Below are 25,210 nucleotides of genomic sequence, written 5' to 3'. Positions count from 1 at the left end.
GTGTCCGGAGGATCCCGGGACGCGACCCGGCTCACACTTCGGCTCCGAGTGCTCTGATCGCCGTTCCGGCGATCGGCGGGCAAACGTGCGTGGCATTCGAACGGACGGGCGGATTCGTGTTACCGTGAAGACCCGTGGGTCAAACACGGATTCAGGCGCGAACGGCCACGAAGCACATCTTCGTCAGCGGTGGTGTCGCCTCCTCATTGGGTAAAGGTCTTACCGCCTCCAGCCTCGGTCAGCTGCTGACGGCGCGTGGGCTGCGCGTCACGATGCAGAAACTCGACCCGTACTTGAACGTCGATCCCGGCACGATGAACCCCTTCCAGCACGGCGAGGTGTTCGTGACCGAGGACGGCGCGGAGACCGACCTGGACGTCGGCCACTACGAGCGTTTCCTCGATCGGGACCTGTCCCGGGACGCGAATGTGACCACCGGGCAAATCTATTCGTCGGTCATCGCCAAGGAACGTCGCGGCGAGTACCTCGGCGACACGGTGCAGGTGATCCCGCACATCACCGACGAGATCAAGAACCGGATCCTCGCCATGCGCGGCCCGGATCTGCAGGGCCAGACCCCGGACGTGGTGATCACCGAGATCGGCGGCACGGTCGGCGACATCGAGTCGCAGCCGTTCCTGGAGGCCGCCCGCCAGATCCGCCACGACGTCGGACGCGACAACGTCTTCTTCCTGCACGTGTCGCTGGTGCCCTACCTCGCGCCCTCCGGTGAGCTGAAGACCAAGCCGACCCAGCACTCAGTGGCGGCGCTGCGCAATATCGGCATCCAGCCCGATGCGCTGATCCTGCGCTGTGACCGGGAGGTGCCGCAGGCGCTGAAGAGCAAGATCGCCCTGATGTGCGACGTCGAGGTGGATGCCTGCATCTCCACGCCGGACGCGCCGTCGATCTACGACATCCCGCGCGTGCTGCACCGGGAGGGTCTGGACGCCTACGTGGTACGCAGGCTGGGCCTGCCGTTCCGCGACGTGGACTGGACCGTGTGGGGCGACCTGCTCGACCGCGTGCACTCGCCGCGCGAGACGGTCGAGGTCGCGCTGGTCGGCAAGTACGTCGACCTGCCCGACGCCTACCTCTCGGTCACCGAGGCGCTGCGCGCGGGCGGGTTCGCCTCGCGCGCCAAAGTGAACATTCGCTGGGTGCCCTCCGACGAGTGCGAGACCCCCTCCGGCGCCCAGCACGCGCTGCGCGATGTGGACGCCGTCCTGATTCCCGGCGGTTTCGGCATCCGCGGCATCGAGGGCAAGGTCGGCGCGATCCACTACGCGCGCACCCGCGGCATCCCGCTGCTTGGCTTGTGCCTCGGGCTGCAGTGCGTCGTGATCGAAGCGGCGCGCAGGGTGGGGCTGGCGGAGGCCAACTCGGCCGAGTTCGAGCCGGACACGCCGCATCCGGTCATCTCCACCATGGCCGACCAGGAACAGGCCGTGGCAGGCGAGGCCGATCTCGGCGGCACCATGCGGCTGGGCGCCTACCCGGCGACCCTGGAGAAGGGTTCGGTCGTCGCCCAGGCCTACGGCAGCGAGCAGGTCTCCGAGCGTCATCGCCACCGCTACGAAGTGAACAACGCCTACCGCGACAAGATCGCGCAGAGCGGGTTGAAGTTCAGCGGCACCTCGCCGGACGGGCACCTGGTCGAGTTCGTGGAGCTGCCCGCCGACGTGCATCCTTTCTTCGTCGCCACGCAGGCGCACCCCGAGTTGAAGAGCCGCCCCACCCGCCCGCATCCGCTGTTCGCGGCGCTCATCTCGGCAGCGCTGAGATACAAGGCGGCCGAACGGCTTCCGGTGGACATCCCGGGTGAAGAACTGGCGGGTGCGGCGGAACAGGCGTAGCGGCATGACCGACGGGGGCGCTGCCGAGCCGGGCAGCCACGACTTCGAGACAGTTTCCGCCAAGACCGTCTACAGCGGCGCGATCCTCGCGCTGCGGCTCGACCAGGTGCACATGCCGGGCGGCCGAGTCGTCGAGCGCGAGGTGATCGAGCACCACGGCGCCGTCGCCGTGGCCGCGATCGATGACGACGGCAATGTGGTGCTGATCAATCAATATCGGCACCCGATCAGCAGGCGGCTGCTCGAACTGCCCGCCGGTCTGCTCGACGTGCCCGGCGAGGATCCACTGCTCGCGGCCCGCCGTGAGCTCGCCGAGGAAACCGGGTTGGCCGCCCGGGAATGGGCGGTGCTGGTGGACGTGGCGCTCTCGCCCGGGTTCACCGACGAAGCGCTGCGGGTATATCTGGCGCGCGGTCTGTATGAAACCGACCGCCCGGAGCCGGAATTCGAGGAGGCGGACCTGGAAGTGGTCCGCATGCCGGTCGACGCGGCGGTCCGCGCGGCGCTGAGCGGCGAGATCGTCAACGCCACGGCGGTCGCGGGCGTGCTCGCGCTGGCGGCCGCGCGGGCGGGCGGCATCGAGTTGCGGCCGCCGGACGCGCCCTGGGACGGTCAGCCCACGACCTTCCTCCGCCGCAAGGCGGCCGAGAAGTCCGGAGATTGACCGGAAGTGCTCGGTCGCGAGCTCGACGCCTATCTCGACCACCTCGCCGTCGAGCGCGGCGTCGCGCCCAACACACTGGGCGCCTACCGGCGTGACCTCGGTCGCTATCTGGATTTCCTGTCCGGGCGTGGCATCCGCTCGCTCGACCGGGTCGCCGAGTCCGATGTCGCAGAGTTCACCATGGCGCTGCGCTCGGGCGGTCGAGGACACCCGCCGCTTGCGGCGAGTTCGGTGGCCCGCGCGCTGATCGCGGTGCGCGGCTGGCATCGCTTCGCCGCCGCGGAGGGGCTGACCGACACCGACGTGGCGCACGCGGTGAAGCCGCCCGCGCCGGGGCGCAGGTTACCCAAGGCGCTGCCCTACGACCAGGTGCTGCGATTGCTGGAGGCGGCGGGCGGTGGCTCGGGAGATCCCGCGGCGGGCGTCGATGGCGGCCCGCGCGGCCTGCGCGACCGCGCGCTGCTGGAAATGCTGTATTCCACCGGCGCCCGCATCTCGGAAACGGTCGGATTGGACGTCGACGATCTCGACCTGGAGGAACGGTCGGTCGTGCTGCGCGGCAAGGGCGGGAAGCAGCGCCTGGTGCCGATCGGACGGCCCGCCCTCGCCGCCGTGGACGGCTACCTGGTCCGGGGACGGCCTGTGCTGGCCGCGCGGGGAAAGGGCAGCGCCGGGGCCCTCTTCCTTAATGCCCGCGGCGCCCGGCTGTCCCGGCAGAGCGCCTGGCAGGTCCTGCACACCGCCGCCGAACGTGCGGGCATCGCGGCGGCGGTGTCGCCGCACACGCTGCGCCACTCCTTCGCCACCCATCTGCTCGACGGCGGCGCCGACGTCAGGGTGGTGCAGGAACTGCTCGGCCACGCCTCCGTGACCACGACTCAGATCTACACCCTGGTCACGGTCAATACCTTGCGCGAAGTCTGGGCTACCGCACACCCCCGCGCTCGGTGAGGTATTCGCGTTTCGCGGCTCACCATGACGCGAGTTGAGTTGAATGGCAGCGTCTTCCAGGGCAAAGGTGGCTTGGCGGTGGTCGCGCCGGGCGTCGTGCACGCCTTCGGCGCCGCCGCGGACGGGCCCGCGGAGTTCCTGGCTGTGCTCACACCCGGTATCGTCCGCTTGAATACTTCCGGCAACTCGGCTGGATCGCGCGCGGGGAGGCGGACTGGGACAGCATGAACGAATTGCGCAATGGCGTTGACCAGCGCCGGACGAACACGCCGCGCGCAGGCGCGGCACTCGAGTGCCGTCAAGCGGTAGCGTCTATCGAGAGCTGGACCGCACGAAAGCGAGGTCGGCCCTGATCGGCCTCGCTACGCTCGGCGAGGCAACGGGCAGGAACGTATAAGGAGCAGCGGATCGTGACGACAGCCGGAGCGGCAGAGCCGCCGATGGGTGCTGGGGCGGAGCCGCTTACGGGCTCGCGACCGGGTCCGTACTCGGACGCCGCGGCGGAAACGCTGTGGGGCCACGGAGTCGAGCCGGTCCCCGAGGACGCGACGCTCGGCCCGACCGGACGACCGTTGCGGCTGGTGCCGGACCCACCGCCGGTCGGCGAGCACGGTGACGCGTTGATCGTGGCCATGTGCAACCAGAAGGGTGGGGTCGGCAAGACCACCTCCACCATCAATCTCGGTGCCGCGCTGGCCGAATACGGTCGCCGCGTGCTGCTCGTCGACTTGGACCCGCAGGGCGCGCTGTCGGCCGGTCTCGGCGTCGCCCACCACGATCTCGACTCGACCGTGCACGACCTGCTCATCGGTTCCAAGGTGTCCATCGACGACGTGCTGATGCAGACGCGTGTCCCGAACATGGACCTGCTGCCGAGCAACATCGACCTCTCCGCCGCGGAGATCCAGCTCGTCAACGAGGTGGGCCGGGAGCAATCGCTCGGCCGCGCGCTGGAGCCGGTGCGCAACCGCTACGACTACATCCTCATCGACTGCCAGCCTTCGCTGGGCCTGCTCACGGTCAACGCCCTGGCCTGCTCGGACGGCGTGATCATCCCGATGGAGTGCGAGTACTTCTCGCTGCGCGGGCTCGCGCTGCTCAACGACACCGTCGAGAAGGTGCGGGACCGGCTGAACCCGCGGCTGAGCCTGTACGGAATAGTGGTCACCATGTTCGACTCTCGGCTGCTGCATTCCCGCCAGGTCATGGCGCGCGTCGTCGAGGTGTTCGGTGAGCTGGTCTACGACACCGCCATCGCGCGCACCGTCCGTTTCCCGGACGCCAGTGTCGCGGGCGAGCCCATCACCACGTGGGCGCCGAAATCGAGTGGCGCCGAAGCGTATCGGTCGATGGCCCGGGAAGTCATCCACCGATCCGGCCGGTGAGCGGCCGCTCCGACCCCTCGTCTGCGTCCCACCACAACCCGTCCGGCCAGGGGTCCTCCTCGGCCGGATCGACCTCCACACCGGACGACCGCGAGCCCGATGCCGGTGGGCTGGACCCGAACGCTCCGGGGAACGCACCCACGCTCGGTAACGCGGCGGCCGCGTTCATCGCGGCGGGCCGGGACGCGGCGCCCGCGCGCCCGAACCCGGCCGTCGTCGGGGGCGTCGCCGGACCGACCGCTCCCGAACCGGACCATGACGGCCCACCTTCCCGGGACAGTGCGGACGAACCGGGCACGTATCGCACCGAGGCGGTCGCGCGGGAGGTCGCCGAGGCGAATGCCGCCCGGGCCGCCGACGCGGACACGCCGGACTCCGCGCCTGAGCCGGTCGGCCGAGGGGCGGACACACTCCGTAGTGAGTCGGAGGGATCCGGCTCCGAGCCGGACACGCGGCCGGGGAAGGAGGCGCGGGCGGACGAGCCGCAGGCGTCCGGGTTCCATCTGCGGCTGAGCAACTTCGAGGGGCCGTTCGACCTGTTGCTGACCCTGATCAGCTCGCGCAAGCTGGACGTCACCGAGGTGGCGTTGCACAAGGTCACCGACGAGTTCATCGCCTACACCAAGGCGCTGACCGCGAGCATGGCGCGGCAGAACACGTTGCGTGCGGACAAGATTTTGGATCAGACCACCGAATTCCTGGTCGTCGCCGCCACGTTGCTCGATCTGAAGGCGGCACGGCTGTTGCCGTCCGGGGAGATGACCGACGCCGAGGACCTCGAGCTGCTCGAGGCGCGCGACCTGCTGTTCGCCCGGCTGCTGCAATACCGGGCGTTCAAGCAGGTCGCCGAACTGCTCGGTGAGCTGGAGGCGGCCGCGCTGCGCCGTTATCCGCGCGCGGTCGGGCTGGAGGAGCGCTACGCCGGCCTGCTGCCCGAGGTTAGGCTGGGTGTCGGGGCGGCCGAGTTCGCCGAGATCGCCGCGGCGGCCTTCCGGCCCCGTCCGGTACCCAAGGTCGGGCTCGACCACTTGCACACGCACGCGATTTCGGTGGCCGAGCAGGCGGCACTGGTGCTGGAGCGGCTCAAACAGCGTGGGGCGGGTGCGTGGACCTCCTTCGGCGAGCTGGTCGCGGACTGCGAGCTCCCGGTGCAGATCGTCGCCCGCTTCCTGGCGTTGCTCGAGCTGTATCGCGGCAAGACGATCGAGTTCGACCAGCCCGATCCGCTCGGTCCCTTGGCGGTCAGCTGGATCGGCGACGAGGCCGCGCAACAGACGGACACCGTGACGATCGAGGAGGACTACGGGTGAGCGAGGGCAGCCGTGAGTGAGACAGTGGTGGAACTCACCCCCGAGCCGCTGGAGGACGCCGATCTGCGTTCGGCGCTGGAGGCCATGTTGCTGGTCGTCGACGCTCCCGCGCCGGTGGACCAGCTCGCGGACGCCCTCGGCGACAGCCCGGAGCGGGTCGAGCACACCCTGCGTGCGATGTCCGCCGAGCTGTCGGCGCGGTCCAGCGGGATAGATCTGCGTTTCGTCGGTGACGGCTGGCGCTTCTATACTCGCAGCGAGTACGCGCCGTATGTGGAACGGATGCTGCTCGACGGCTCCCGATCGAAACTGACCCGGGCGGCGTTGGAAACATTGGCGGTGGTGGCATACCGTCAGCCGGTGACCAGGACCAGGGTCAGCGCGGTGCGTGGCGTGAACGTCGACGGGGTGATGCGCACCCTGCTGGCCAGGGGCTTGATCGCCGAGGCGGGCGTCGACCCGGAGACCAACGGCACGCTGTACCGCACCACCGAGCTGTTCCTGGAACGGATCGGACTCGCTTCGCTGAGCGACCTGCCGCCACTGGCGCCCCTGCTTCCGGGCGTCGACCTGATCGATGAGATCAACGAGAGCCTGGAGACGGACCCCCGTTACACCAGGTCGAGGAAACCCGCCGAGGCCGATTTGGACCTCGGTACCGCAGAGTGACAGGACATCATGAATACGCCCGCTCGCCGAGATGGCACACCGGATCGTAGGAAACGCGGCGCACAGCCCGAACGGGGCGGCTCGAGCCGCAACTCGGGTTCGCGCGACGCTCGTTCGGCCCAACGGGGCACGAGCGCCCGTGGCGCCCAGCAGGCAGGCGCGGGCCGCGGATCAGCCCAGCGCGGATCGGCACAGGCGCCGAGCCCGCAGCGACACCCGGCCCCGGGCGGCAAGAAGAAGCCCAAGCCGCAGCGGCAGGTCACGGCGCCGCCGCTGCTGAGCAACGCCAAGCCCGCGCGCCACCAGAACGTGGAGCCAGACGCGTCCGGCGGTCATGCCAAACTCCCCTGGGGCGAGGGGGAGCGGTTGCAAAAGGTCCTCGCCAAGGCGGGCGTCGCTTCGAGGCGGGCCGCCGAGGAGATGATCGCGCAGGGCCGCGTCGAGGTCGACGGCATGATCGTGCGCGAGCAGGGCCTGCGCATCGACCCGCAGCACGCCGTGGTGCGCGTCGACGGCACCCGCGTGGTGGTGCGCGAGGAACTGGTGCACGTCGCGCTGAACAAGCCCAAGGGCTGGCAGTCCACCATGTCCGACGATTTGGGGCGCCCCTGCGTCGGCGACATCGTGGCGGAGCGGATCGCCGCTGGTCAGCGCCTTTTCCATGTCGGAAGGCTGGATGCCGACACCGAGGGCCTGCTGCTGCTCACCAACGACGGCGATCTGGCGCACCGGCTCATGCACCCGTCCTTCGAGGTCTCCAAGACCTACCTGGCCACGGTGCAGGGTGAGGTGAACAACCGCGCGGTCGGCAAGCGGTTGAAGGAAGGCGTCGAGCTGGAGGACGGTCCCGCGAAGGTAGACCGCTTCCAGGTGCTCGAGCTGGGGGAGGGACGTTCCCTGGTGAAGATCGTGTTGCACGAGGGGCGCAAGCACATCGTGCGCCGCCTGCTCGACGCGGTGGGCCATCCGGTAGTCCGGCTGGTCCGCACGCATATCGGCCCGGTCGCGCTGGGCGACCAACGGCCCGGCACGCTGCGGGTGCTCGGCCGCGATGAGATCGGCAAACTCTACGAGGCGGTGTCGTTGTGAACGGTGTGGAGATCCCGGTGCAGGCGCCGGCGCGGCTGGCCGGCCCGAGCCCGCTGGTGGTCGCCATGGACGGGCCGTCGGGCACCGGGAAGTCGAGCGTCTCGCGCCGCCTGGCCACCCGCCTCGGCGCCCGCTACCTCGACACCGGCGCGATGTACCGGGTGGCGACGCTGCGCGTGCTGCGCGCGGGCATCGAACTGACCGACACCGCCGCCATCGCCGCCGCGGTCAAGGAGCTGCCGCTGTCCATCGGCACCGATCCCAGCCGCGAGGTGATCGAGCTCGACGGCGAGGACGTGCGCTCGGAGATTCGCGGCGACGCCGTCACCAAGGCCGTTTCCGCGGTGTCCGCGGTGCCCGAGGTGCGTGAGCTGCTCGTCGCCATGCAGCGCGACATCACGTCGGCCGCGGGACGGATCGTGGTCGAAGGTCGTGACATCGGCACCGTCGTGCTGCCCGCCGCGGACGCCAAGATCTACTTGACCGCGTCCGCCGAGGCGCGGGCACACCGGCGCAATCAGCAGAACATCGCCGAGGGCCGGGGCGACGACTACGCGGCTGTTCTCGCCGACGTGCAGCGTCGCGACACCCTCGACTCGACCCGCAAGGTGTCCCCGCTGCGCCCGGCCGAGGACGCGGTGGCCGTCGACACCAGCGAACTTTCCATGGACGAGGTCATCGACGAGCTGTATCGCGTTGTCGCGCAGCAGCTCTCGGCGTACCGGACCGGAGGTGACCGATGAACGAGGACGTGCTCGCCGGCGACGGCGTCTGGAGCGACGAGGCCGACTGGGAACTGGCCGAACTCGAGGGCGAATTCGAGGACCGAGCGCACGTCGCGATGCCGACGCTGGCGGTGGTCGGCCGCCCGAACGTGGGCAAATCGACGCTGGTGAACCGGATTCTCGGCCGCCGCGAGGCGGTCGTGGAGGACATTCCGGGCGTGACGCGCGACCGCGTGTCCTACGAGGCGAATTGGGCGGGTCGCCGTTTTCTCGTTCAGGACACCGGCGGCTGGGAGCCCGACGCGAAGGGACTGCAGCAATCGGTGGCCCGCCAGGCCGAACTGGCCATGCAGACCGCCGACGCGATCCTGCTCGTTGTCGACGCGGTGGTGGGCGCCACCGCGACCGACGAAGCCGCGGTGCGGAAACTGCGCCGCTCCGCCGTCCCGGTCATCCTGGTCGCCAACAAGGTCGACGACCAGCGGGTGGAAGCGGAAGCGGCGGCGCTGTGGTCGCTCGGGCTCGGCGAGCCGCGCATGGTCAGCGCCGCGCACGGCCGCGGCACCGGCGACCTGCTCGACGACGTGCTCGCGGTGCTCCCCGAGACGCCGCGCGAGGGGACCGGGGGCGTCGGCCCGCGTCGTGTGGCGCTGGTCGGCAAGCCGAACGTCGGCAAGTCGAGCCTGCTGAACAAGCTGGCGGGCGACGAGCGTTCGGTGGTGCACGATGTCGCGGGCACCACGGTCGACCCGGTGGACTCCCTCGTCGAGTTGGGCGGCAAGATCTGGAAATTCATCGACACCGCCGGACTGCGCCGCAAGGTGAGCAATGCCAGCGGCACCGAGTTCTACGCCTCGCTGCGCACCAAGTCGGCGCTGGAGGCGTCGGAGGTGGCGATCATGCTGATCGACGCCTCGCAGCCGATCACCGAGCAGGATCTGCGGGTGATCAGCATGGTCGCCGATTCCGGGCGGGCGCTGGTGCTGGCGTTCAACAAGTGGGACCTGGTCGACGAGGATCGCCGTCTGCAACTGGACCGCGAGGTCGACCGCGATCTGGTCCGGGTGCCGTGGGCGCAGCGGGTGAACATCTCCGCGCACACCGGCCGCGCGGTGCAGAAGCTGGTGCCCGCCATGGAGACCGCGCTCGAGTCCTGGGACAAGCGCATCTCGACGGGCAGGCTCAACACCTGGCTGAAGGAAGTGATCGCCGCGACCCCGCCGCCGATGCGCGGCGGCAGGCTGCCCCGCGTGCTGTTCGCCACCCAGGCGACCACCCGGCCGCCCACGTTCGTGCTGTTCACCACCGGCTTCCTGGAAGCCGGCTACCGCCGCTTCCTGGAACGCAGATTGCGCGAGGAGTTCGGCTTCGACGGCTCGCCGGTGCGCATCTCGGTGCGGGTGCGGGAGAAGCGGGACCGCAAGAAATAGAGAGCAGATGGCTAACTATTAGCGATCAATTTCGGCAGCACGCCTCGGGTAAAGTTGCCTAATGGGAGACCTTATCTTCTCGGGTCGATGACAATCCGCGCGTAGCGGTGCGTTAGTGGCAAATGGCTGGCATCATCCGCTTATGGTCATTCCCAGCGTGCTGCCGGAACCGCCGGCCGTCCTGACTCCGTTCGAGACGGGATGGCAGGTGCGTCTCGCCGACACCGACCGCGACCAGCGGCTGCGGCTCGACGGTGTCGCGCGCTACCTGCAGGACGTCGGCTACGACCATCTCGATGTCCTGGAGGACGGCGACATCCATCGGCTGTGGGTGATCCGCCGGACGGTGGTCGACGCGCTGAAGCCGCTCGCGTTCGGTGAGTGGGCGACCCTGCGGCGCTGGCCCTCGGCGACATCCACCCGGTGGTGCACGATGCGGGTCCAGATCTGCGGCAGCGCGGGCGGGCTGGTGGAGACCGAGAGCTTCCTGATCCATTTCGGCACCGAATCGGGGGTTCCCGCCCGGATGAGCGACCGGTTCCTCGCACCCATGCTGGCCTGCACGACCGAGCATCGGCTGCGCTGGAAAGCCGAACTCACCGACTCCATGCCCGCGGCGGGGGAGCCCGGCGTCGAGATCCGGCGTTTTCCGCTGCGAGTCACCGACATCGATCTGCTCGACCATATGAACAACGCGGTCTACCTCACCGCGCTCGAGGAAGTGCTCGCCGATCACGCCGACCTCAGGTCCGGTCCGCACCGTGTGGTGGTCGAGTACGGCAAGCCGGTGCGGTCGGGCGAGGACGTCGAGCTCGTCGCCCGGTGCACCGACTCCAGCCTGGATGTCTGGTTCGCGGTCGGCGCCGACTGCCGGGCGATCGCCCGCGTCACCCCCCGCTAGCGGGCCAGCTCCTCGACGGTGGCGTGGGCGCCTCTGGTGCGCAGGCTGTCCAGCGCGGCCAGATACGCGGTCACGAACCGGGGATGGTCGATCAGGTCGCCGAACAGCGAGCGCTCGCCGAGGAAGGCGGTGGGCTGCTGGCGTTGGCGCCGTGCGAGGGGAGTCAGCCGGTCACGGAGCCGGTCCACGATCTCGATCGCCGCCCCGTGCTCGTCGACACCCTCGGCATAGCGTGCCCAGCTCGCGACGACCGCCGCCGCGCAGTCGATCTCGCCGCCGGTGGCGAGCTGCGCCCGGACCACCGGCAGCAGCCACTTCGGGATGCGGTCGGAGGATTCCGCGCACAGCCGGGCGATGGTGTCGCCGATCGCGGGGTTGGCGAACCTGTCCAGTAGCGTGCGCTTGTAGGCGTCCAAGTCGACCCCGGGCACCGGTCGCAGCGTCGGCGTCGCCTCGGCGTCCATGTAGCGCAGCACGAAGCGCCGGAAGACCGGGTCCTGTGCGGCTTCGTGGACGAGCCGGTAGCCGCTCAGATATCCGAAGTAGCACAGCGCTTGGTGGCTCGCGTTCAGCAACCGCAGTTTCATCAGTTCGTACGGGGTGACGTCGTCGACGACCTGTACCCCGACTTCCTCGAAGGCCGGGCGGCCGAGCGCGAACGAATCCTCCAGCACCCACTGGGCGAACGGCTCGGTCACCACCGGCCAACGGTCGATGAGCCCGTACCGGCGCTCGACCTCTCCGGTCGCCCCGGCGGGAGTCACCGGGGTGATCCGGTCCACCATCGAATTCGGGAAGCGCACCTGCTCCGCCACCCAGGATCCGAGCCCGGGATCGCGCAGGGCGGCGAACGCGCCGAACATCCGGCGCGCGACGTCGCCGTTGCCCTCGATGTTGTCGCAGGACAGCACGGTGAACGGCGCGATACCCGCTGCTCGGCGCCGGGCCAGCGCTTCGGTGACAAGCCCGAAAACGGTGGCGGGCGGGGCGCTCCCGGCGAGATCGGCGCGGATGCCGGGGTCGTCGGCGTCGAATTCCCCGGTAGCGGCGGCGATGTGGTAGCCGCCCTCGGTGATGGTGAGCGAGACGATCCGGGTGACCGGATCGGTGAGCTTCGCCACGACGGCCTCGGGATCATCGGGCGCGTACCGGTACTCGACGAGGGAGCCGATCGCACGCGTGGTCCAGGCGCCGTCCGGCGCGACCGTCGACAACGTGTACAAACCGTCCTGGGCCCGGAGCACATCGCGCATCCGGCGATCACCGGGCAGTACGCCGACACCGCAGATGCCCCAGTCCTGACCCAGCCCGCGCTCGAGCAGGCGGTCGACGTACATCGCCTGGTGCGCTCGATGAAATCCGCCGACCCCGAAATGCGCGATGCCGGTCGAGATCCGGGATCGGTCATAGGTCGGTGTCGAGACGCGACCGGCGAACTTCGTCACGGTCGCCGCCCGTAAAGGCGTCGCGGTCCGCTCCGGCATCACGCACCTCCCCGTGTTGTGTGGATCACACCATAGTGCAGCGCCGGCTCCGGGCCGGCCGGGTGCGGTCAGCGCGGCGGAGCCTGCGGCAGCGAGTCCGGCCCGTGGCGCCGTCGGTCGGCGCCGGCCACCCGTACCTGTGCTGTTCCACTTCCCGCGCCGAGCGTCACCGACACCGTGGTCGGTGCCGTCGCGGGTGGGTTAGCCGTGCGCCCCCGGGCGGGCCGCCGCAGACCCGTGCGGGGCGCCGGGGCGTCCACCCGTTTCCCCTCCGCTGGACCTACCGGGAGGTTTATCGCGGCATGACTGGGTAGACCGTCGATGACCCGGATGAACGGCAGAAAGGTTCACAACGATGTCCCAACCCATCACCAGTACCTTGGACCCGGAGCAGCAGCGCATCGCGGGCGAGTCTCTGCAGGACACGGTGGTCGATCTGATCGACCTGTCGCTGATCGCCAAGCAGGCGCACTGGAACGTGGTCGGCTCGAACTTCCGGTCGGTGCACCTCGCGCTGGACGAATTGGTGACCGTGGCACGGGAGTTCACGGACGCGGCCGCGGAACGCGCCACCGCCGTCGGGGTCAGCCCGGACGGGCGCGCGGGAACCGTGGCCAAGGATTCCGGCGCGATCGGTATCGGTGAGGGCTGGCAGCAGGACACCGACATCATCGACACGATCGTCGCCAACCTCGCCGCCGTGATCAAGCGGCTGCGTGAGCGGATCGCGGCCACCGAGAAGGCCGATCCGGTAACCCAGGATCTGTTCCTGGCGATCGCGGCGCGACTGGAGCAGTTGCACTGGATGTGGCAAGCGCAGCTCGCCACGGTCTGATGCGGGTGATCACCTGCGCGTTCGGCGCGCCCGCCACCGAGACCACCACGGTCGCGGTGCGGATCCCGGCCGACGCGCGACACCTGGCCCTGATCCGCGCGATGACCGACACCGTCTGCCTGGTCGCCGACGTTCCGTTCGACGCGGCCGCGGACATCCGCCTGGCGATCAACGAGGCGGCCACCATGCTGCTGGTGGGCGCCGCGCCCGGCTCGGTGCTGGGCTGTGCGTTCACCTACGGCGCGGGCCGGATGAGTGTGCGCGTCGATTCCGTCGCCGCGTTCGGTGACGAGGTGGCCGAAGGCGATCCGTTGAGCTGGGAACTCGTGCGCATGCTCACCAGTTCGTTGTCGATTTCTCGTGACCCTTTTGATTCCGAGATCGGCGGGTATCCGACCGTTATCGAATTCAGTTGGGAACGAGGACCATTTGATGACACGTGAGTTCACGACCGACGGGAATGGCACGACGGGCCGTAAGCGCGCAGGGGACAGCTACGACAACATCGAACCGTGGTTCGAGAAGATGGCCTCGATGGAGGAGGGCGATCCGCATCGCGCCGCGCTGCGCGAGGAGGTGACGCGACGGTGTCTTCCGCTCGCCGAACACATCGCCCGCAAGTTCTCCGGCCGCGGTGAGTCCTACGAGGACCTGCTGCAGATCGCCCGGGTCGGGCTGGTGCTCGCGGTGGACCGTTTCGACGTCTCCCGCGGGAGTTCCTTCCTCGGCTTCGCGGTCCCCACCATCATGGGCGAGGTGCGCAGGCACTTCCGGGACAACACGTGGTCATTGCGAGTTCCGCGCAGGCTCAAGGAGATTCAGCTGCGCATCGGCCCGGCCACCGAGACGTTGTCGCACCGCCTCGGGCGGATGCCGACGGCGCGGGAGATCGCCGAGGAATTGGACGTCGAACTCGGCGAGGTCACCCAGGCGCTCATCGCGAGCAACGCCTACCAGACCAATTCGCTGGATGCCGGTGGCCGCGAGGACGGCGACGGTGCGCCGCAGGCGCTCGCCGACACGCTCGGCGCCGAGGAGCCGTGCTACGACCTGCTGGAGCAGGCGATGGCGGTGCGTCCCCTGATCGCCGAGCTGCCGCCGCGCGATCGACAGGTGCTGATCATGCGCTTCTACGAGTGCCGGACCCAGACTCAGATCGCGGAAGAACTGGGCGTGTCCCAAATGCAGGTGTCGCGCATCCTCGCCCGGATCCTGGGCGAGCTGCGCAAGCGCGCGCTCGGTTCCGACGAACTCGCCTCGCGCGCGGCCTGAGTTCCCTACGTGCGGGGGCGGGCGGCCGAGCCGGTCATCGGGGTCGCGGACACCTCGCCCGTCCAGCCGCACGGCAACGCGCAGCTGGCGATGACCTTGGTCTCCATATCGCCGTTGTCGTAGCGCAATGTGGTGCTCTCCGCGTAAGCGGGATAGCCGCACGCTCGGCATTTGCCGAAGAAGTCGAGGATCTCCTCGGCGCGGGAGTGCGCGATGCGTCGTGCGGGGTTGTGATCCATAATCTCTCCAGCCAGCGGGCGGTCCTGCCGAGCAGGCGTCTGCGACGTTAGGAGCGGCCGTCACCGCCGGGCGGGAGTTTCGGTGATCGTTGGGTTCATTCACAGGCTTCGCGCGGGGGAATTGGGCCGGTTCCCAGCCCCAGGTGAATGCTGGGCAATCGCAGGGTATTTCCTGCGTGGCGCTGGTAGTGGCGGCGAGGCCCGAGCTACTTGACCTTACCTGTGACTGACGTTACAAAGGAGCTACCCGCCGACCCGAAGTTCTTCGAACCGGCCGACGAGAAGTGCACAAGTTGGTTACCGACGTCATCGATGTAGTCGCCGAATTCGCTATCGCCCGCAAGACCATCTGGGACCTGCTGCTCGAACCGCAGACATATCCGCGCATGTTCACCGGTATCGGCGCGTGTGAGCAGATCCAGTCGGCCGACGGGAACGTGGTCTGGCAGATGCGCGTCGGCACCTATGAGTCCGGCATCCGCACCCACCAGATCCGAATCAGCGTGGGCCGCTGGTACGAGAGCTTCGAGATGCAGTACGCCGCGTTGGGCAGCTTCGCGTCGGTGCGACTACACGGCGACGAGGAGCGCACCAAGGTCACGGTCACCTATTTCGCGCCCAGCCGCGTGCACCCCCGCGTGGCGGAGCTGTCCAATGTGGCGATCGCGGAATGGACCAAGAGTGGATTGAAGCGGGTGGCCGACGTCGCCAAGGGCGCGCGGACCTCCCTGGTGGTCAACGGGGAGGATTCGCCGATCCGGCGCAACGCGGGCGTCGCGCGGCAGATGGTGGCCAGCGGCGTCGTGCTGCCGGTTCGTCTCGATCGCAGCTTCAAACAGCTGCGTTCACTGGCGAAGTGGGGTTTCAACCTGGCGGGCGGATACGCGGCGGGCGCGGCGTACGCACCGGACCGGATCGCGATCATCGACGACCACGGCACCCGATCCTTCGCCGACATGCACGAGCGGACCAATGCGCTGGCAGGCGCGATGGCCGCGCACGGTCTCGGCCCCGGTGACGCCATCGGACTGCTGGCGCGCAACCACGCGGCGATGGTCGAATGCATGGTCGCCGCGGGAAAACTCGGTGTGGACGTCGCCCTGCTGAACGCCGGGCTGGCGGGCCGCACCATCGAGGAGATCGTCCAGCGCGACCGCCTTTCGGCGCTGTTCGTCGACGGTGACCTGGAGGAGTTGGTGCGCTACCTGCACGCCGACATCCCGCGCTACAACACCGACGAACGGCCCCCGGTGCCCGAGCGGACAACCGTGGATCAACTCGTGGCCCAGGGGCACACCACCTTCCGCACGCCCGCCCAGCCGGGGCGGCTCATCGTGCTCACCTCGGGGACCAGCGGGACGCCGAAGGGAGCGCGCAGGCCGCATCCGAAGGGCTTCGGGTCCATCGCGGCCTTGTTGTCGCGTATCCCGATGCAGATGAACGAGACCATGCTGATCCCGGCGCCGCTGTTCCACACCTGGGGGCTGGCCGGGCTGCAGCTGAGCACCGCGCTGCGCGCGACCGTGGTGCTGACGGGACGGTTCGACGCGGAGGACTGCCTGCGCGGCATCGCCGAGCACCGCGTCAACACGGTGATCGTCGTGCCGACCATGGTGCAGCGCATCCTCGATCTGCCCGCGCACGTGCGCGCCCGCTACGACACCTCCAGCCTGCGGCACATGATCAGCTGCGGCGCGCCGCTGGCGGGCGCGACCGTCGAGCGATTCATGGAGGCGTACGGCGACGTCCTCTACAACGTCTACGGTTCCACCGAAGTCTCGTGGGCGACCATCGCGACCCCTGATGACCTGCACACCTCGCCGACCACGGCCGGGCGCCCCCCGCTGGGCACCAAGGTCGCCGTGCTCGGGCCGGACCACCGCAGGTTGCCGATCGGCGCCACCGGGCACATCTTCGTCGGCAACCACATGCTGTTCGACGGTTACGTCAACTCGGCGCCGCCGGATGAGGCGCACGGCATGCTCGACACCGGCGACCTCGGCTATCTGGACGCCTCGGGCCGGTTGTTCATCGCGGGCCGGGACGACGAGATGATCATCTCCGGCGGCGAGAACGTCTTCCCGCGCCCCGTCGAAGAGGCGCTGGCGCACTTGCCGCAGGTCAGCGACGTCGCGGTGGTCGGTGTGCCGGATCACGAATTCGGTCAGCGGCTGGTGGCCTTCGTGGTGAAACGCGAAGGGTCGGGGCTCGATTCGGACATGGTCCGCACCTACATTCGCAACCGTTTGAGCCGGTTCTCGGTCCCGCGTGAGGTCACCTTCCTCTCGGTGCTGCCGCGCGGCGACACCGGCAAAATCCTCAAGCGCCTGCTGGCCGGTCCCGGTGCGGCGAAGCCGGAGCTGCCGCCGTCGATCAACGGGCTCGGGACGGCGAGTTCGTCCTGACCTCCGAGCGGCGATCCGGCTGCCCGGCCGCCGTCGGCGGGCCGCTGTGCGGCGGCGTGGCCTCCGGTCAGTAGACGGTGTCCTCGAGGTCGGTCAACGCGGATTCCAAGTGGTCGAGCAGCCTGGCCACGTCCGGCACGCTGCGGCGGCAGGCGACGATGCCGATGTCCAGGCTGTCGGCATTGCTGGTGAGGGTGATGTTCACCGCCTGCCCGTCCAGGGGGATCGACAGCGGATAACTGGCGGCGACGCGCGCGCCGTTCCAGTACTGGGGCTCGCGCGGCCCGGGGATGTTGGAGATGACGATGTTGAACGGCGGGCTGGTCAGCGCGACCGTGGCCGGGAGCAGCAGTGACAGGGCGAGCGGACTCAGGGTCAGCGCCGAGAGCGAGACCGCCTGCACGGGGGAGAGCGTGCGATAGATCTCCTTGCTGCGGTGCATCGACGAGCTGATCGCCGTCAGCCGCGCGGCCGGGTCGGGCAGGTCGGTGGCGAGGTTGCACAGCAGCGCCGCCACCGCATTGCCCCCGCTGCCCCCGTCGTCGGATTCGGGGCGCAGCGAAACCGGAACCATGGCGATCAGCGGCTTGTCCGGCAGGGCGAGGTGTTCGAGCAGATAGGTGCGCAGCGCGCCCGCCGACATGGCCAGCACCACATCGTTGAGCGTCGTGCCGGTCATCTTCTTGACCTGGCGGATCCGATCCAGCGGCCACGAGCGGGCGGCGCAGCGGCGGGCTCCGCCGATCGGGACGTTGAACATGGTGCGCGGTGCGGCGAAGGGCAGTGTCAGCTGTTGCTCGACCAGCGCGGTACGGGCCAGGCGCAGCGCCGAAGAGGCCGAGCCCGCCGCGGCGAGCAGCGCACGCGCGCGGGTGCCGAGGGTATGCCTGCGCGGTGCGTGCTCCCGGTGCCCCGTCGACGGCGGCAGATGCCAGGGGACCAGCGCGGCACCGGACTCGGGATCGGTGCTGAGCGTGCGCTGCAACAGGCGTTGCGCGCCGACGCCGTCGATGAGCGCGTGGTGCATCTTCGCGTACAAGCCCACCCGGTCGCCGGCGAGCCCTTCGATCAGGTGCGCCTCCCACAGCGGCCGGTGCCGGTCGAGCAGGGTGCTGTGCAGGCCGGCGGCCATCTCGGTTAGGGCGTCCAGGCCACCCGATTCCGGCAGCGCCCACCGTTGGACGTGGTAGTCCAGTTCGACGGCGCTGTCCACGGTCCAGGCCAGCTGGGGCGTCCCGAGGAGGCGAGCCGGGCGCTTGCGGAACATGGGGTGAAAATCCTGGTCGCCCGCCAGCGTCGCGTGTGCGCGCCGGGCGAACTCGGGTCCGGTGCCGTCCGCGGGATCGAAGATCGACAGCGAACCGACATGCATCGGATGCTCGCGTGATTCCGCGATGAGGAACAGGGCGTCCACCGGCGAGATGAATTCCATGGGCAGTTCCCTCCTGGCGACGCCGCGACTGCGCCACGGTCTGGATCAGGACGTGGGGGAAGGTCGGCGACGGGCGTGCCGGATTGCTCATGGCGCGGGCTGGCTACTCCGGTCGAACGACGATCCACCAACCGGTGATTCGGTGCCGAATCCGGACCGGCTGGGCGGTTCGTCGTGCGATTGTGCGTCTCGGGCTCAGGACAGGCGGCTGACCGGCCAATCCCGCGGCAACTCGAGGCGTTCGCTGATCATGCTGATGGCGGTGTGCAGCGCCTGGATCTCGTCGACACCGCTGGCCAGCGACGCACCCTGCTCGCTGATGTGGAAGCGGCACAGATGCTCGCGCCGGTCGGCCGCGAGGTATGGCCTGCCGATGATGATCGACAACGAGCTGTCGGCATCACGCAGCGTGCGGGCCGCGATGAGAGCTTGCGACTCGTGCTCGGCCGTCGTGGCGGCGCACGAAGGCCGGGTGGGGGCAGCGGGGAAGCCGGGGTCGCACGGTTCGGTCACCGCGAAGTGCGCGCCGTGGCTGTTGGCTTGCCGCAGCTCCTGAGCGATCTCCTGGAAGGCGCGGTACAGCGCGGCGATGGAGTCGGGGCCGTGCGCCCATCGCTCGCCGATGCCCTGGATGCGGAATCCGCACACCACGCCGGTGGCGCCCGGCGCCATCTGCGGTTTCCCAACCTCGATCGACACTTCTCGCGTGGCATCGGCGACGGTTCGGGTGGCGATCACCTCCCTGATCCGTCGCCACTTCGTGCTCGCGATCGCACCGCCGTGTTCGGACTCGCGCACTGCGGACGTGCTCGTGTCTCCCGTGACCCGCGCCGGTATCGCTCTCATGAATTCTGGAGTACCCAAGTAGGCCCTCGGTTTATCCTGCGGTTCGTGGTGACCTGGGCCGCAGAGCGAAGACACGCCGGATCGGCAAAAGGGCTACCGGACGGTTAACGCGCCTCGGGTTTGGCAGGCTGTCGCCGAGGTGTGATGGTGGGGCCGCGACGATGAGGAGGGGCGGACGAAGTGGTAACGATTGCGCAGTTACGAGCGGTTCTGTCGATTCTGCGCGTCGACCCGGACGAGGTCGGCGGGTGGTTGGGTGGCACGGGTCTGCGCGGTCCGGACGCCGAGCGGGTCCTGCTGATCGGTTTGCTACATCGGATCGCCAGCAGTGAACTGCGTCAGGTCGTCACCACGACGATGGACGACGAGGAGGCCGCCAAGGCCGCCGCGGTGAGCACCCTCCCGGTCAACGGCGACAACCCCACGGAGCAAGTGCGTTTCGACGCGCACTGGCTGCACGACCGGATCGGCGCGCTGGCCGCGGGCACCACCGTGGAGCCGGTGCCCGTCCTGTTGGATGCCGCCGCGCGGTCGACGGATGCGGCCGAGACCCTGCTGCTGCTCAGCCGCAACCCCCGCGGCCACGACGCGGATACCAGATGGGAGCGAGCGCTCGACGATCTGGGGCGCGCCTATCACCTGATCAACGATGAGCGCGTGGGCCGCTCGAACACGACGACCGCGCCGCTGTAGCGGCGCGGTCGTCGGAGGTCTCGTCCCGGCGGCGTGGCCGCCGCCGCGACGAGGTCACTTGGGTGGTGCGGGCGTGACTTGGACGGGCTTGTCGGCGAAGCGGGTGGTGCCCTCGGCTGCCTGCATCGTGGTGAGCAGGTCGACACCGGCCACGACGAGGGTGGGGCCGCCGACCGCGATGGTTCCGAGGATGCCGCCGAGGCTCGCGCCGGTCAGCAGACCGGCCACGCACCCGACGGCGATGGTGACCAGGCAGCCGATCGTGGCGCCGATGGCGGTGCCCACGAAACCGCCGATGGCGGTGGCGAGTCCGAACTGGCTGGCGAATTCGTCACGGGCACGCTGGTTCTCGGTCATGGACGCGACCGGTTTGGCGACCAGCGTTTCGGTGGGGGCTATGCCTTCCGGCCTGGTCGGCTTCAGCTCCAGCACCGTGCTGTCCTTCTTCACTTCGGCATGCACGGGAATGGCGGTGCCCGCGATCCGGAAGTCGAGCGGCAACGTCATGGCGACATGGCCGTCCTCGTCGCGGATGTCGACCACGTCGATCACTCGAGCGATGTCGGCCGGGGCCCCGGTATGGTCGACGAGCACCCCGTTGCGCTCGGTTAGTCGAGCGTTCTCATCGTCGGCGGGCAGATCGCGCAGTGCTTTGGACAATTCGAAGGTTCCGCCCCGGAGTGCGGCGACCACCGTCTGTTCGACGATCCTGGCCGAGTAGGTGATGTCGGGAGCCGGCTCGGCGTGAGCGACGCCGGAGCCGATGGTCAGCGAGCCGATGGCGAGTATCGCTGCCGCAGTGATGCCGCGGAGTTGCATGATTCGTCCATTCCTTCATCGGGTTCACACCTGCGTCCAGCACGGCCGGACCCGCGCACTCCGGCGGCGCAAGAACAGTCGTCTAGGTCGCTGAGCAGCCTAGCAGCGCGTGCAGCTACCTATGAGCGTTCCGGCTCGGCCGGTCGGAGATATCGAAAAATTCTCCGACCGGCCGGGTTCCGGCTCGGGTGATCAGCGCGCTCCGGCGAGTTCGCTCGCCTGCTCGTCGCCCAGGATCGTCGCGCTGGTGCCGGGCGGCCAATCGAGTGCCGCGTCGAGCCGGTCGAGCACCTCGGCGCTGGGCCGCGGATTGCGGGACCGCTCGATCTCGCTGATCACCTTGGCAGGCGGGCCGCCGTTGCCCGCCACGTCCGCCTGGGTCCACTTCATCTCCCGCCGCCGCGCGCGCACACGCGCGGCGAGCGCGTCGAGATCGAGCGCGAAAACCGCCTCGGTCTCGTCCGCGACCTCGGGCGCGGGTGCCGTCGGCGCATCGCGCTCTTCGGCCTGGCGCTTCTCCCGCAGCATTCCGCTGGTGATCAGCCTGGACCGTTTCCGCCTACCCATTTTCGCCACACGCTCTCCCATCCTCTGTCGAGTCGATCGATTGCGTCGCACTGCCGCGGCGGGCGATCCCCGCCGCGCCGGGAACGCTGAACATCATGGGGGAGTGTGGGTGCGGACCCCACTCGACGCGCCGGACGCGAACTCAGTGCGCCTGCTGCCGCGGCTGGAGAATCAGCACCGGTATCTCGCGTTCGGTCCAGGATTGGTAGGCGCCGAAGTCCGCGTACAGGGCGACGAGCAAGGGCCATAGACGCTTCCTCTCCTGCGGGGTCGCCACGCGGGCGCGGACGCGGCGGTGCTCGGCGCCTATCTGCACCCGGGTGACGGGATGGGCCAGGAGGTTGTAGTACCACTGCGGATGTTTCGGCAACCCACCTTGCGAGGCGACGACCACCAGGTCGGCGCCGTCCACCAGGTACAGCAGCGGGACGGTGAACTCCTTGCCCGATTTGCGGCCGCGATGCTCGAGCAGCAAGGTCGCCACCGGCTTCCGGAAGCCCGCGCCGATCCGCCATCGGCCGCCGATGCGTCCTCCGGTCCGGCGGAAGACCCAGACCTGTGCCTTCGACATGTACTTGATGAGCGCCCCGACGAGCGGCGAATCGAGATAGCGCGGGCGGTTCGGCGTCATCGGACACCCCGCCGGACCGGGTGGCAACGGGGTGCGGCGCTCGAATCGGCTGGGGTGAAGAGTGATTGATCCATACCTTTGTCCGTAGTATCGTCCAGACAGATGTCCGGTTACTATTCCATAGAGGCGCGGAGCGTGTCGCGGGGAACCGGTGACGAGCACGGTGGAGGAAACATGAATCGGGTCAGCGGCAAAGTCGTCCTGGTGACCGGTGCGGGGCGGGGGCAGGGCCGCAGTCGCGCGCTCGCCCTGGCCGAAGAGGGCGCCGACATCATCGCTTTCGACATCTGCGCCGACATCGCCAGCAACGACTACGCGCTGTCGACCGAGGCGGACCTCGCCGAGACCGAGGACCTGGTCGCGAAGACCGGCCGCCGGGTGGTCGCCCGGAAGATCGACGTGCGGGATCGTCCCGCGCTGCACGAGGCGATCGGGGCCGCCGTCGCCGAGCTCGGGCGCTTGGATGTGGTGGTGGCCAACGCCGGGATCTGCCCGCTCGGCCACCACGTGCCGCTACAGGGATTCGTCGACGTCTTCGACGTCAACTTCGTCGGCGTGGTCAACACCGTGCACGCCGCGCTGCCGCATCTGGGGGCGGGCGCCTCGATCATCGTGACCGGCTCGGTGGCGGGTTTGGTGCCGCAGACCGGATTCAACGGCCAGCAGGCGCTGCAGGGCCCGGGCGGAGACGGCTACGGTCTGTCGAAGAAGATGATCCGTTCCTACACGCAGACTTTGGCCTTGACGCTGGGGCCGAGCTCGATCCGGATCAACGCGGTGCACCCGACCAACGTCGACACCGACATGCTGCACAACCCCGGCATGTACCAGATCTTCCGTCCGGACGTGCAGCACCCGACGCGCGAGGACGCCGAGGTCACCTTTCCGTTCATGCAGGCCATGCCGATTCCCTTCGTCGAGTCCTCGGACATCTCCCACGCCGTCACGTTCCTCGCCTCCGACGAGTCGCGCTATGTGACCGGCTTGCAGATGTTCGTCGACGCCGGGGCGTCGCTGAAACTGGGGCTGGCGGGGCAGTGACGCGAAACGCGCTGCGTCACTTCAGGATGAGCATCGCGGACCGCTCGATGCGGTCCGCGATGTCCGAATACGATTCGTAGCCCATCCCGGCGTGCACCAGTGCGCCCGCGTAAAGCAGTTCGAGCGATTTCAGAATATCCTCGTCGGGACTTCCGGACAGCGCATGCGCCAGGCGGGCGCGAATTTCCAAACCGATGCGTGAGCGCAAATGTTCGACATCCGGATCGCGGCCGAGTAGCGCGCTGGTGACCGCGCCGGACAATTCCGGTTCGTCGGCGACGAGCAACGCGATGCCGCGGAGTTCGGCGATTACGCGCACGGTGACGTCCGCGTCCTCGCTCACCGGCGAGGGTGTCGCGCGCAGTCTGCGCCAGAAGATCTCCGCGACCAGGTGTTCCTTGGAGGAGAAGTAGGTGTAGGCGGTGGCGGTGCCGACCTTCGCGTTGGCGGCGACCATCCGGATGGTCATGCCCGCGAACCCCTCCCGGGAAAGCACTTCCAGCGCCGACCTGGTGAGCTTGTCGACGGTGTCGGCCTGCTTTCCGGACAAGCGCCGCCGCGTCGCCTCGACGGTTCTGGAATCGCTTTCGGACATGTGTCTAGATGGTAGTGTCGTTATTCTGTTCGAGCAACTTTCGCGCTGCGGAAATCGTTGTGTTTCCGGCCACGATCGAATTGTTCGACGGCCGCGGACACTGCGACTGGTTATCCCGCGCCGAGTGGCCGGCCGATGTCCGCGAGTTTGCCGGACAACCGCTCGAGGTAGCCGAGGACCGCGGGCTCGTCCTTGTCCGGCAGGCCGTACACCACATCGGTGACGCCCCCGTGCTCCCACTCGGCCAGGAGCGCGGCGTCGGGTTTGTAGTCGAGAGCGACTACGCGCGGACGTCCGGTCCGTCCGGCCTGCTGCCAGATGTCGTGCAGTAGGGCGAGTCGATCCGAGATCTCCGTTTCTCCCGGTGTGGTGATCCAGCCGTCGGCGGACTCGGCTATCCACCGGAAGGTGCGTTCGGTGCCCGCCGCGCCGATCAATACCGGCACCGAGCGTCGCACCGGTTTCGGCCAGGCCCAGCTCGGCCCGAAACTCACGTACTCGCCGTCGTGGCTCGCCTCGTCCTGGCTCCACAGTGCCCGCATCGCCGCCAGGTACTCGCGCAGCACCGTGCGCCGCTTGTTCGCGGGCACGCCGTGATCGGCGAGTTCGTCGGTGTTCCAGCCGAATCCGGCGCCCAGCAGGACTCGGCCGCCGCTGAGGTGGTCGAGCGAGGCGATCGTCTTGGCAAGGGTGATCGGGTCGTGCTCGACCGGGAGTGCGACGGCGGTGGCCAGCTCGATGCGGTCGGTGACGGCGGCCGCCATGGACAGCGCGACCCAGGGGTCGAGCGTGCGCAGGTATCGGTCATCGGGTAGCGACGCGTCGCCGGTCTGGGGATGCGCCGCGCTGCGCGCCACCGGGATGTGGGTGTGCTCGGGGACGTAGAAGGAGGCGAATCCCGCCTGCTCCGCTGCGCGGGCGGCCGGGGCGGGGGCGATGCCACGGTCGCTGGTGAACAGGACGATGCCGAATCGCATGGGAACCCCTGTCTTGTCGGGTCGTTCGGTGTGGTGCTCGGTCTTTCGCCGGTAAGCGCCTCGGTGGCGCTCCTGATGGCGCGCGTTCCGGGTCGGAGACACCGGTGCGGCTCAGCGGCCGAGCGGTATGGACAGCTGTTCGGACTGTAGTCCGATCGCTTACGGCCTGCAAGAACGCGTTCTCGTTTTCCGTTTGGCGCGGCGTCTGCCGGGGCGCTGGGTCGCGGTTTCGAAGAGATCGTTCGTTCGGGATTGTCCTGAAAATCTGTCAGTGGTAGCGTCCAGACACATGTCCAGCTATGTGTCTCTCCGAGTGGAAGCCGGGCTGCTTCCCGTTGAGAACGTGTTATCGGTTTGGGGGTGTGGGTGATGACCGCGGCGGTGGGGCCGGTGA

25 protein-coding genes are annotated in these 25,210 nt (G+C 68.9%); 16 read left to right on the top strand and 9 right to left on the bottom strand.

The genetic code is table 11. The features are described from left to right. Positions 1-134: 134 nt before the first annotated feature. The 10 genes from pyrG to NA8_RS30085 all read left to right on the top strand — a co-directional run bounded on the left by pyrG (position 135) and on the right by NA8_RS30085 (position 10,980). A complete protein-coding gene (gene pyrG, locus NA8_RS30130) occupies positions 135-1,856 on the top strand; it encodes a CTP synthase (protein ID WP_063053699.1) in 1,722 nt (573 codons plus the stop codon). Positions 1,857-1,860: 4 nt separating this feature from the next. Further along, positions 1,861-2,520, top strand: coding sequence for an NUDIX domain-containing protein (locus NA8_RS30125; RefSeq protein WP_063053712.1), 660 nt, complete (start codon positions 1,861-1,863; stop codon positions 2,518-2,520). Between the two features lie 6 nt (positions 2,521-2,526). Then, positions 2,527-3,471 carry a site-specific tyrosine recombinase XerD gene (xerD, locus tag NA8_RS30120; RefSeq protein ID WP_063053698.1) on the top strand — a complete coding sequence of 315 codons (945 nt, stop codon included), beginning with the start codon at positions 2,527-2,529 and terminating at the stop codon, positions 3,469-3,471. A 440-nt stretch (positions 3,472-3,911) separates the two neighbouring features. Further along, positions 3,912-4,856, top strand: coding sequence for a ParA family protein (locus NA8_RS30115; RefSeq protein ID WP_040866172.1), 945 nt, complete (start codon positions 3,912-3,914; stop codon positions 4,854-4,856). A gap of 503 nt (positions 4,857-5,359) precedes the next feature. Beyond that, positions 5,360-6,166, top strand: coding sequence for a segregation and condensation protein A (locus tag NA8_RS30110; RefSeq protein WP_040866193.1), 807 nt, complete (start codon positions 5,360-5,362; stop codon positions 6,164-6,166). A gap of 12 nt (positions 6,167-6,178) precedes the next feature. Next, positions 6,179-6,835, top strand: a complete 657-nt coding sequence (scpB, locus tag NA8_RS30105; RefSeq protein ID WP_063053697.1) for an SMC-Scp complex subunit ScpB — start codon at positions 6,179-6,181, stop codon at positions 6,833-6,835. 9 nt (positions 6,836-6,844) lie between these two features. After that, positions 6,845-7,924 (top strand): pseudouridine synthase, encoded by a 1,080-nt coding sequence (locus tag NA8_RS30100; RefSeq protein WP_084467190.1) that lies wholly within the window; start codon positions 6,845-6,847, stop codon positions 7,922-7,924. A gap of 65 nt (positions 7,925-7,989) precedes the next feature. Continuing rightward, positions 7,990-8,667 carry a (d)CMP kinase gene (gene cmk / locus NA8_RS30095; RefSeq protein ID WP_063053710.1) on the top strand — a complete coding sequence of 226 codons (678 nt, stop codon included), beginning with the start codon at positions 7,990-7,992 and terminating at the stop codon, positions 8,665-8,667. Next, entirely contained in the window at positions 8,664-10,079 is a 1,416-nt protein-coding gene (gene der / locus NA8_RS30090; protein WP_063053696.1) for a ribosome biogenesis GTPase Der, read from the top strand. Before cmk ends, der begins: the two co-directional genes overlap by 4 nt. A gap of 142 nt (positions 10,080-10,221) precedes the next feature. After that, positions 10,222-10,980, top strand: a complete 759-nt coding sequence (locus NA8_RS30085) for an acyl-[acyl-carrier-protein] thioesterase (RefSeq protein ID WP_063053695.1) — start codon at positions 10,222-10,224, stop codon at positions 10,978-10,980. Here the strand turns inward: NA8_RS30085 and NA8_RS30080 are convergent. Continuing rightward, a complete protein-coding gene (locus NA8_RS30080; RefSeq protein ID WP_063053694.1) occupies positions 10,977-12,464 on the bottom strand; it encodes a mannitol dehydrogenase family protein in 1,488 nt (495 codons plus the stop codon). The genes NA8_RS30085 and NA8_RS30080 overlap by 4 nt on opposite strands. Positions 12,465-12,819: 355 nt before the next feature. On the opposite strand from NA8_RS30080, the gene NA8_RS30075 reads away from it, so the two are divergent. Genes NA8_RS30075 through NA8_RS30065 form a run of 3 tightly spaced genes read left to right on the top strand, consistent with a single transcriptional unit; the run spans position 12,820 to position 14,571 of the window. Further along, on the top strand, positions 12,820-13,299 hold the full coding sequence (locus tag NA8_RS30075) for a Dps family protein (RefSeq protein ID WP_063053693.1): 480 nt from the start codon (positions 12,820-12,822) through the stop codon (positions 13,297-13,299). Further along, positions 13,272-13,742 (top strand): ATP-binding protein, encoded by a 471-nt coding sequence (locus tag NA8_RS30070; RefSeq protein ID WP_157107004.1) that lies wholly within the window; start codon positions 13,272-13,274, stop codon positions 13,740-13,742. Before NA8_RS30075 ends, NA8_RS30070 begins: the two co-directional genes overlap by 28 nt. Continuing rightward, complete coding sequence (locus tag NA8_RS30065) at positions 13,732-14,571, top strand: RNA polymerase sigma factor SigF (RefSeq protein ID WP_063053691.1); 840 nt, start codon at positions 13,732-13,734, stop codon at positions 14,569-14,571. The genes NA8_RS30070 and NA8_RS30065 overlap by 11 nt, the downstream gene beginning before the upstream one ends. 5 nt (positions 14,572-14,576) lie before the next feature. Here NA8_RS30065 and NA8_RS30060 read toward each other — a convergent pair whose 3' ends face one another. Beyond that, positions 14,577-14,810, bottom strand: coding sequence for a hypothetical protein (locus tag NA8_RS30060; protein ID WP_063053690.1), 234 nt, complete (start codon positions 14,808-14,810; stop codon positions 14,577-14,579). 293 nt (positions 14,811-15,103) lie between these two features. On the opposite strand from NA8_RS30060, the gene NA8_RS30055 reads away from it, so the two are divergent. After that, complete coding sequence (locus NA8_RS30055; RefSeq protein WP_063053709.1) at positions 15,104-17,215, top strand: AMP-binding protein; 2,112 nt, start codon at positions 15,104-15,106, stop codon at positions 17,213-17,215. Between the two features lie 67 nt (positions 17,216-17,282). Here the strand turns inward: NA8_RS30055 and NA8_RS30050 are convergent, their stop codons facing one another. Both NA8_RS30050 and NA8_RS30045 read right to left on the bottom strand, forming a co-directional pair. Then, entirely contained in the window at positions 17,283-18,647 is a 1,365-nt protein-coding gene (locus NA8_RS30050; RefSeq protein WP_063053689.1) for a WS/DGAT/MGAT family O-acyltransferase, read from the bottom strand. Positions 18,648-18,842: 195 nt separating this feature from the next. After that, a complete protein-coding gene (locus NA8_RS30045; RefSeq protein ID WP_157107003.1) occupies positions 18,843-19,385 on the bottom strand; it encodes a DUF6968 family protein in 543 nt (180 codons plus the stop codon). Positions 19,386-19,673: 288 nt separating this feature from the next. On the opposite strand from NA8_RS30045, the gene NA8_RS30040 reads away from it, so the two are divergent. Next, positions 19,674-20,186, top strand: coding sequence for a hypothetical protein (locus NA8_RS30040; protein WP_063053687.1), 513 nt, complete (start codon positions 19,674-19,676; stop codon positions 20,184-20,186). Positions 20,187-20,240: 54 nt separating this feature from the next. Here NA8_RS30040 and NA8_RS34180 read toward each other — a convergent pair whose 3' ends face one another. The 3 genes from NA8_RS34180 to NA8_RS30025 form a co-directional block, all read right to left on the bottom strand. Beyond that, positions 20,241-21,005, bottom strand: a complete 765-nt coding sequence (locus tag NA8_RS34180) for a DUF8020 domain-containing protein (protein ID WP_157107002.1) — start codon at positions 21,003-21,005, stop codon at positions 20,241-20,243. A 192-nt stretch (positions 21,006-21,197) separates the two neighbouring features. Continuing rightward, positions 21,198-21,572, bottom strand: a complete 375-nt coding sequence (locus NA8_RS30030; protein ID WP_063053686.1) for a helix-turn-helix domain-containing protein — start codon at positions 21,570-21,572, stop codon at positions 21,198-21,200. Between the two features lie 142 nt (positions 21,573-21,714). Beyond that, positions 21,715-22,203: a nitroreductase family deazaflavin-dependent oxidoreductase gene (locus NA8_RS30025; RefSeq protein WP_063053685.1), complete on the bottom strand. Its 489-nt coding sequence runs from the start codon at positions 22,201-22,203 to the stop codon at positions 21,715-21,717. 174 nt (positions 22,204-22,377) lie between these two features. On the opposite strand from NA8_RS30025, the gene NA8_RS30020 reads away from it, so the two are divergent. Then, on the top strand, positions 22,378-23,244 hold the full coding sequence (locus tag NA8_RS30020; RefSeq protein WP_063053684.1) for a mycofactocin-coupled SDR family oxidoreductase: 867 nt from the start codon (positions 22,378-22,380) through the stop codon (positions 23,242-23,244). Between the two features lie 16 nt (positions 23,245-23,260). Here NA8_RS30020 and NA8_RS30015 read toward each other — a convergent pair whose 3' ends face one another. Then, positions 23,261-23,839, bottom strand: coding sequence for a TetR/AcrR family transcriptional regulator (locus tag NA8_RS30015; protein ID WP_063053683.1), 579 nt, complete (start codon positions 23,837-23,839; stop codon positions 23,261-23,263). 110 nt (positions 23,840-23,949) lie between these two features. Further along, a complete protein-coding gene (locus tag NA8_RS30010; protein ID WP_063053682.1) occupies positions 23,950-24,816 on the bottom strand; it encodes an LLM class F420-dependent oxidoreductase in 867 nt (288 codons plus the stop codon). Positions 24,817-25,210: the final 394 nt, after the last annotated feature.

This window comes from Nocardia arthritidis NBRC 100137 (assembly GCF_001612765.1).
Classification (GTDB): domain Bacteria; phylum Actinomycetota; class Actinomycetes; order Mycobacteriales; family Mycobacteriaceae; genus Nocardia; species Nocardia arthritidis.
The sequence above is the reverse complement of the archived record's forward strand: the minus strand, read 5'-3'. Positions and strand labels throughout refer to the sequence as shown.

Excerpts from the sequence above, each read along its gene's own strand:
- NA8_RS30125 (WP_063053712.1), top strand. The coding sequence starts at position 1,861 with ATGACCGACGGGGGCGCTGCCGAGCCGGGCAGCCACGACTTCGAGACA.
- NA8_RS30115 (WP_040866172.1), top strand. The coding sequence starts at position 3,912 with ATGGGTGCTGGGGCGGAGCCGCTTACGGGCTCGCGACCGGGTCCGTAC.
- NA8_RS30100 (WP_084467190.1), top strand. The coding sequence starts at position 6,845 with ATGAATACGCCCGCTCGCCGAGATGGCACACCGGATCGTAGGAAACGC.
- cmk (WP_063053710.1), top strand. The coding sequence starts at position 7,990 with ATGGACGGGCCGTCGGGCACCGGGAAGTCGAGCGTCTCGCGCCGCCTG.
- der (WP_063053696.1), top strand. The coding sequence starts at position 8,664 with ATGAACGAGGACGTGCTCGCCGGCGACGGCGTCTGGAGCGACGAGGCC.
- NA8_RS30085 (WP_063053695.1), top strand. The coding sequence starts at position 10,222 with ATGGTCATTCCCAGCGTGCTGCCGGAACCGCCGGCCGTCCTGACTCCG.
- NA8_RS30080 (WP_063053694.1), bottom strand. The coding sequence starts at position 12,464 with ATGCCGGAGCGGACCGCGACGCCTTTACGGGCGGCGACCGTGACGAAG.
- NA8_RS30075 (WP_063053693.1), top strand. The coding sequence starts at position 12,820 with ATGTCCCAACCCATCACCAGTACCTTGGACCCGGAGCAGCAGCGCATC.
- NA8_RS30065 (WP_063053691.1), top strand. The coding sequence starts at position 13,732 with ATGACACGTGAGTTCACGACCGACGGGAATGGCACGACGGGCCGTAAG.
- NA8_RS30060 (WP_063053690.1), bottom strand. The coding sequence starts at position 14,810 with ATGGATCACAACCCCGCACGACGCATCGCGCACTCCCGCGCCGAGGAG.
- NA8_RS30050 (WP_063053689.1), bottom strand. The coding sequence starts at position 18,647 with ATGGAATTCATCTCGCCGGTGGACGCCCTGTTCCTCATCGCGGAATCA.
- NA8_RS34180 (WP_157107002.1), bottom strand. The coding sequence starts at position 21,005 with ATGCAACTCCGCGGCATCACTGCGGCAGCGATACTCGCCATCGGCTCG.
- NA8_RS30030 (WP_063053686.1), bottom strand. The coding sequence starts at position 21,572 with ATGGGTAGGCGGAAACGGTCCAGGCTGATCACCAGCGGAATGCTGCGG.
- NA8_RS30025 (WP_063053685.1), bottom strand. The coding sequence starts at position 22,203 with ATGACGCCGAACCGCCCGCGCTATCTCGATTCGCCGCTCGTCGGGGCG.
- NA8_RS30020 (WP_063053684.1), top strand. The coding sequence starts at position 22,378 with ATGAATCGGGTCAGCGGCAAAGTCGTCCTGGTGACCGGTGCGGGGCGG.
- NA8_RS30015 (WP_063053683.1), bottom strand. The coding sequence starts at position 23,839 with ATGTCCGAAAGCGATTCCAGAACCGTCGAGGCGACGCGGCGGCGCTTG.
- NA8_RS30010 (WP_063053682.1), bottom strand. The coding sequence starts at position 24,816 with ATGCGATTCGGCATCGTCCTGTTCACCAGCGACCGTGGCATCGCCCCC.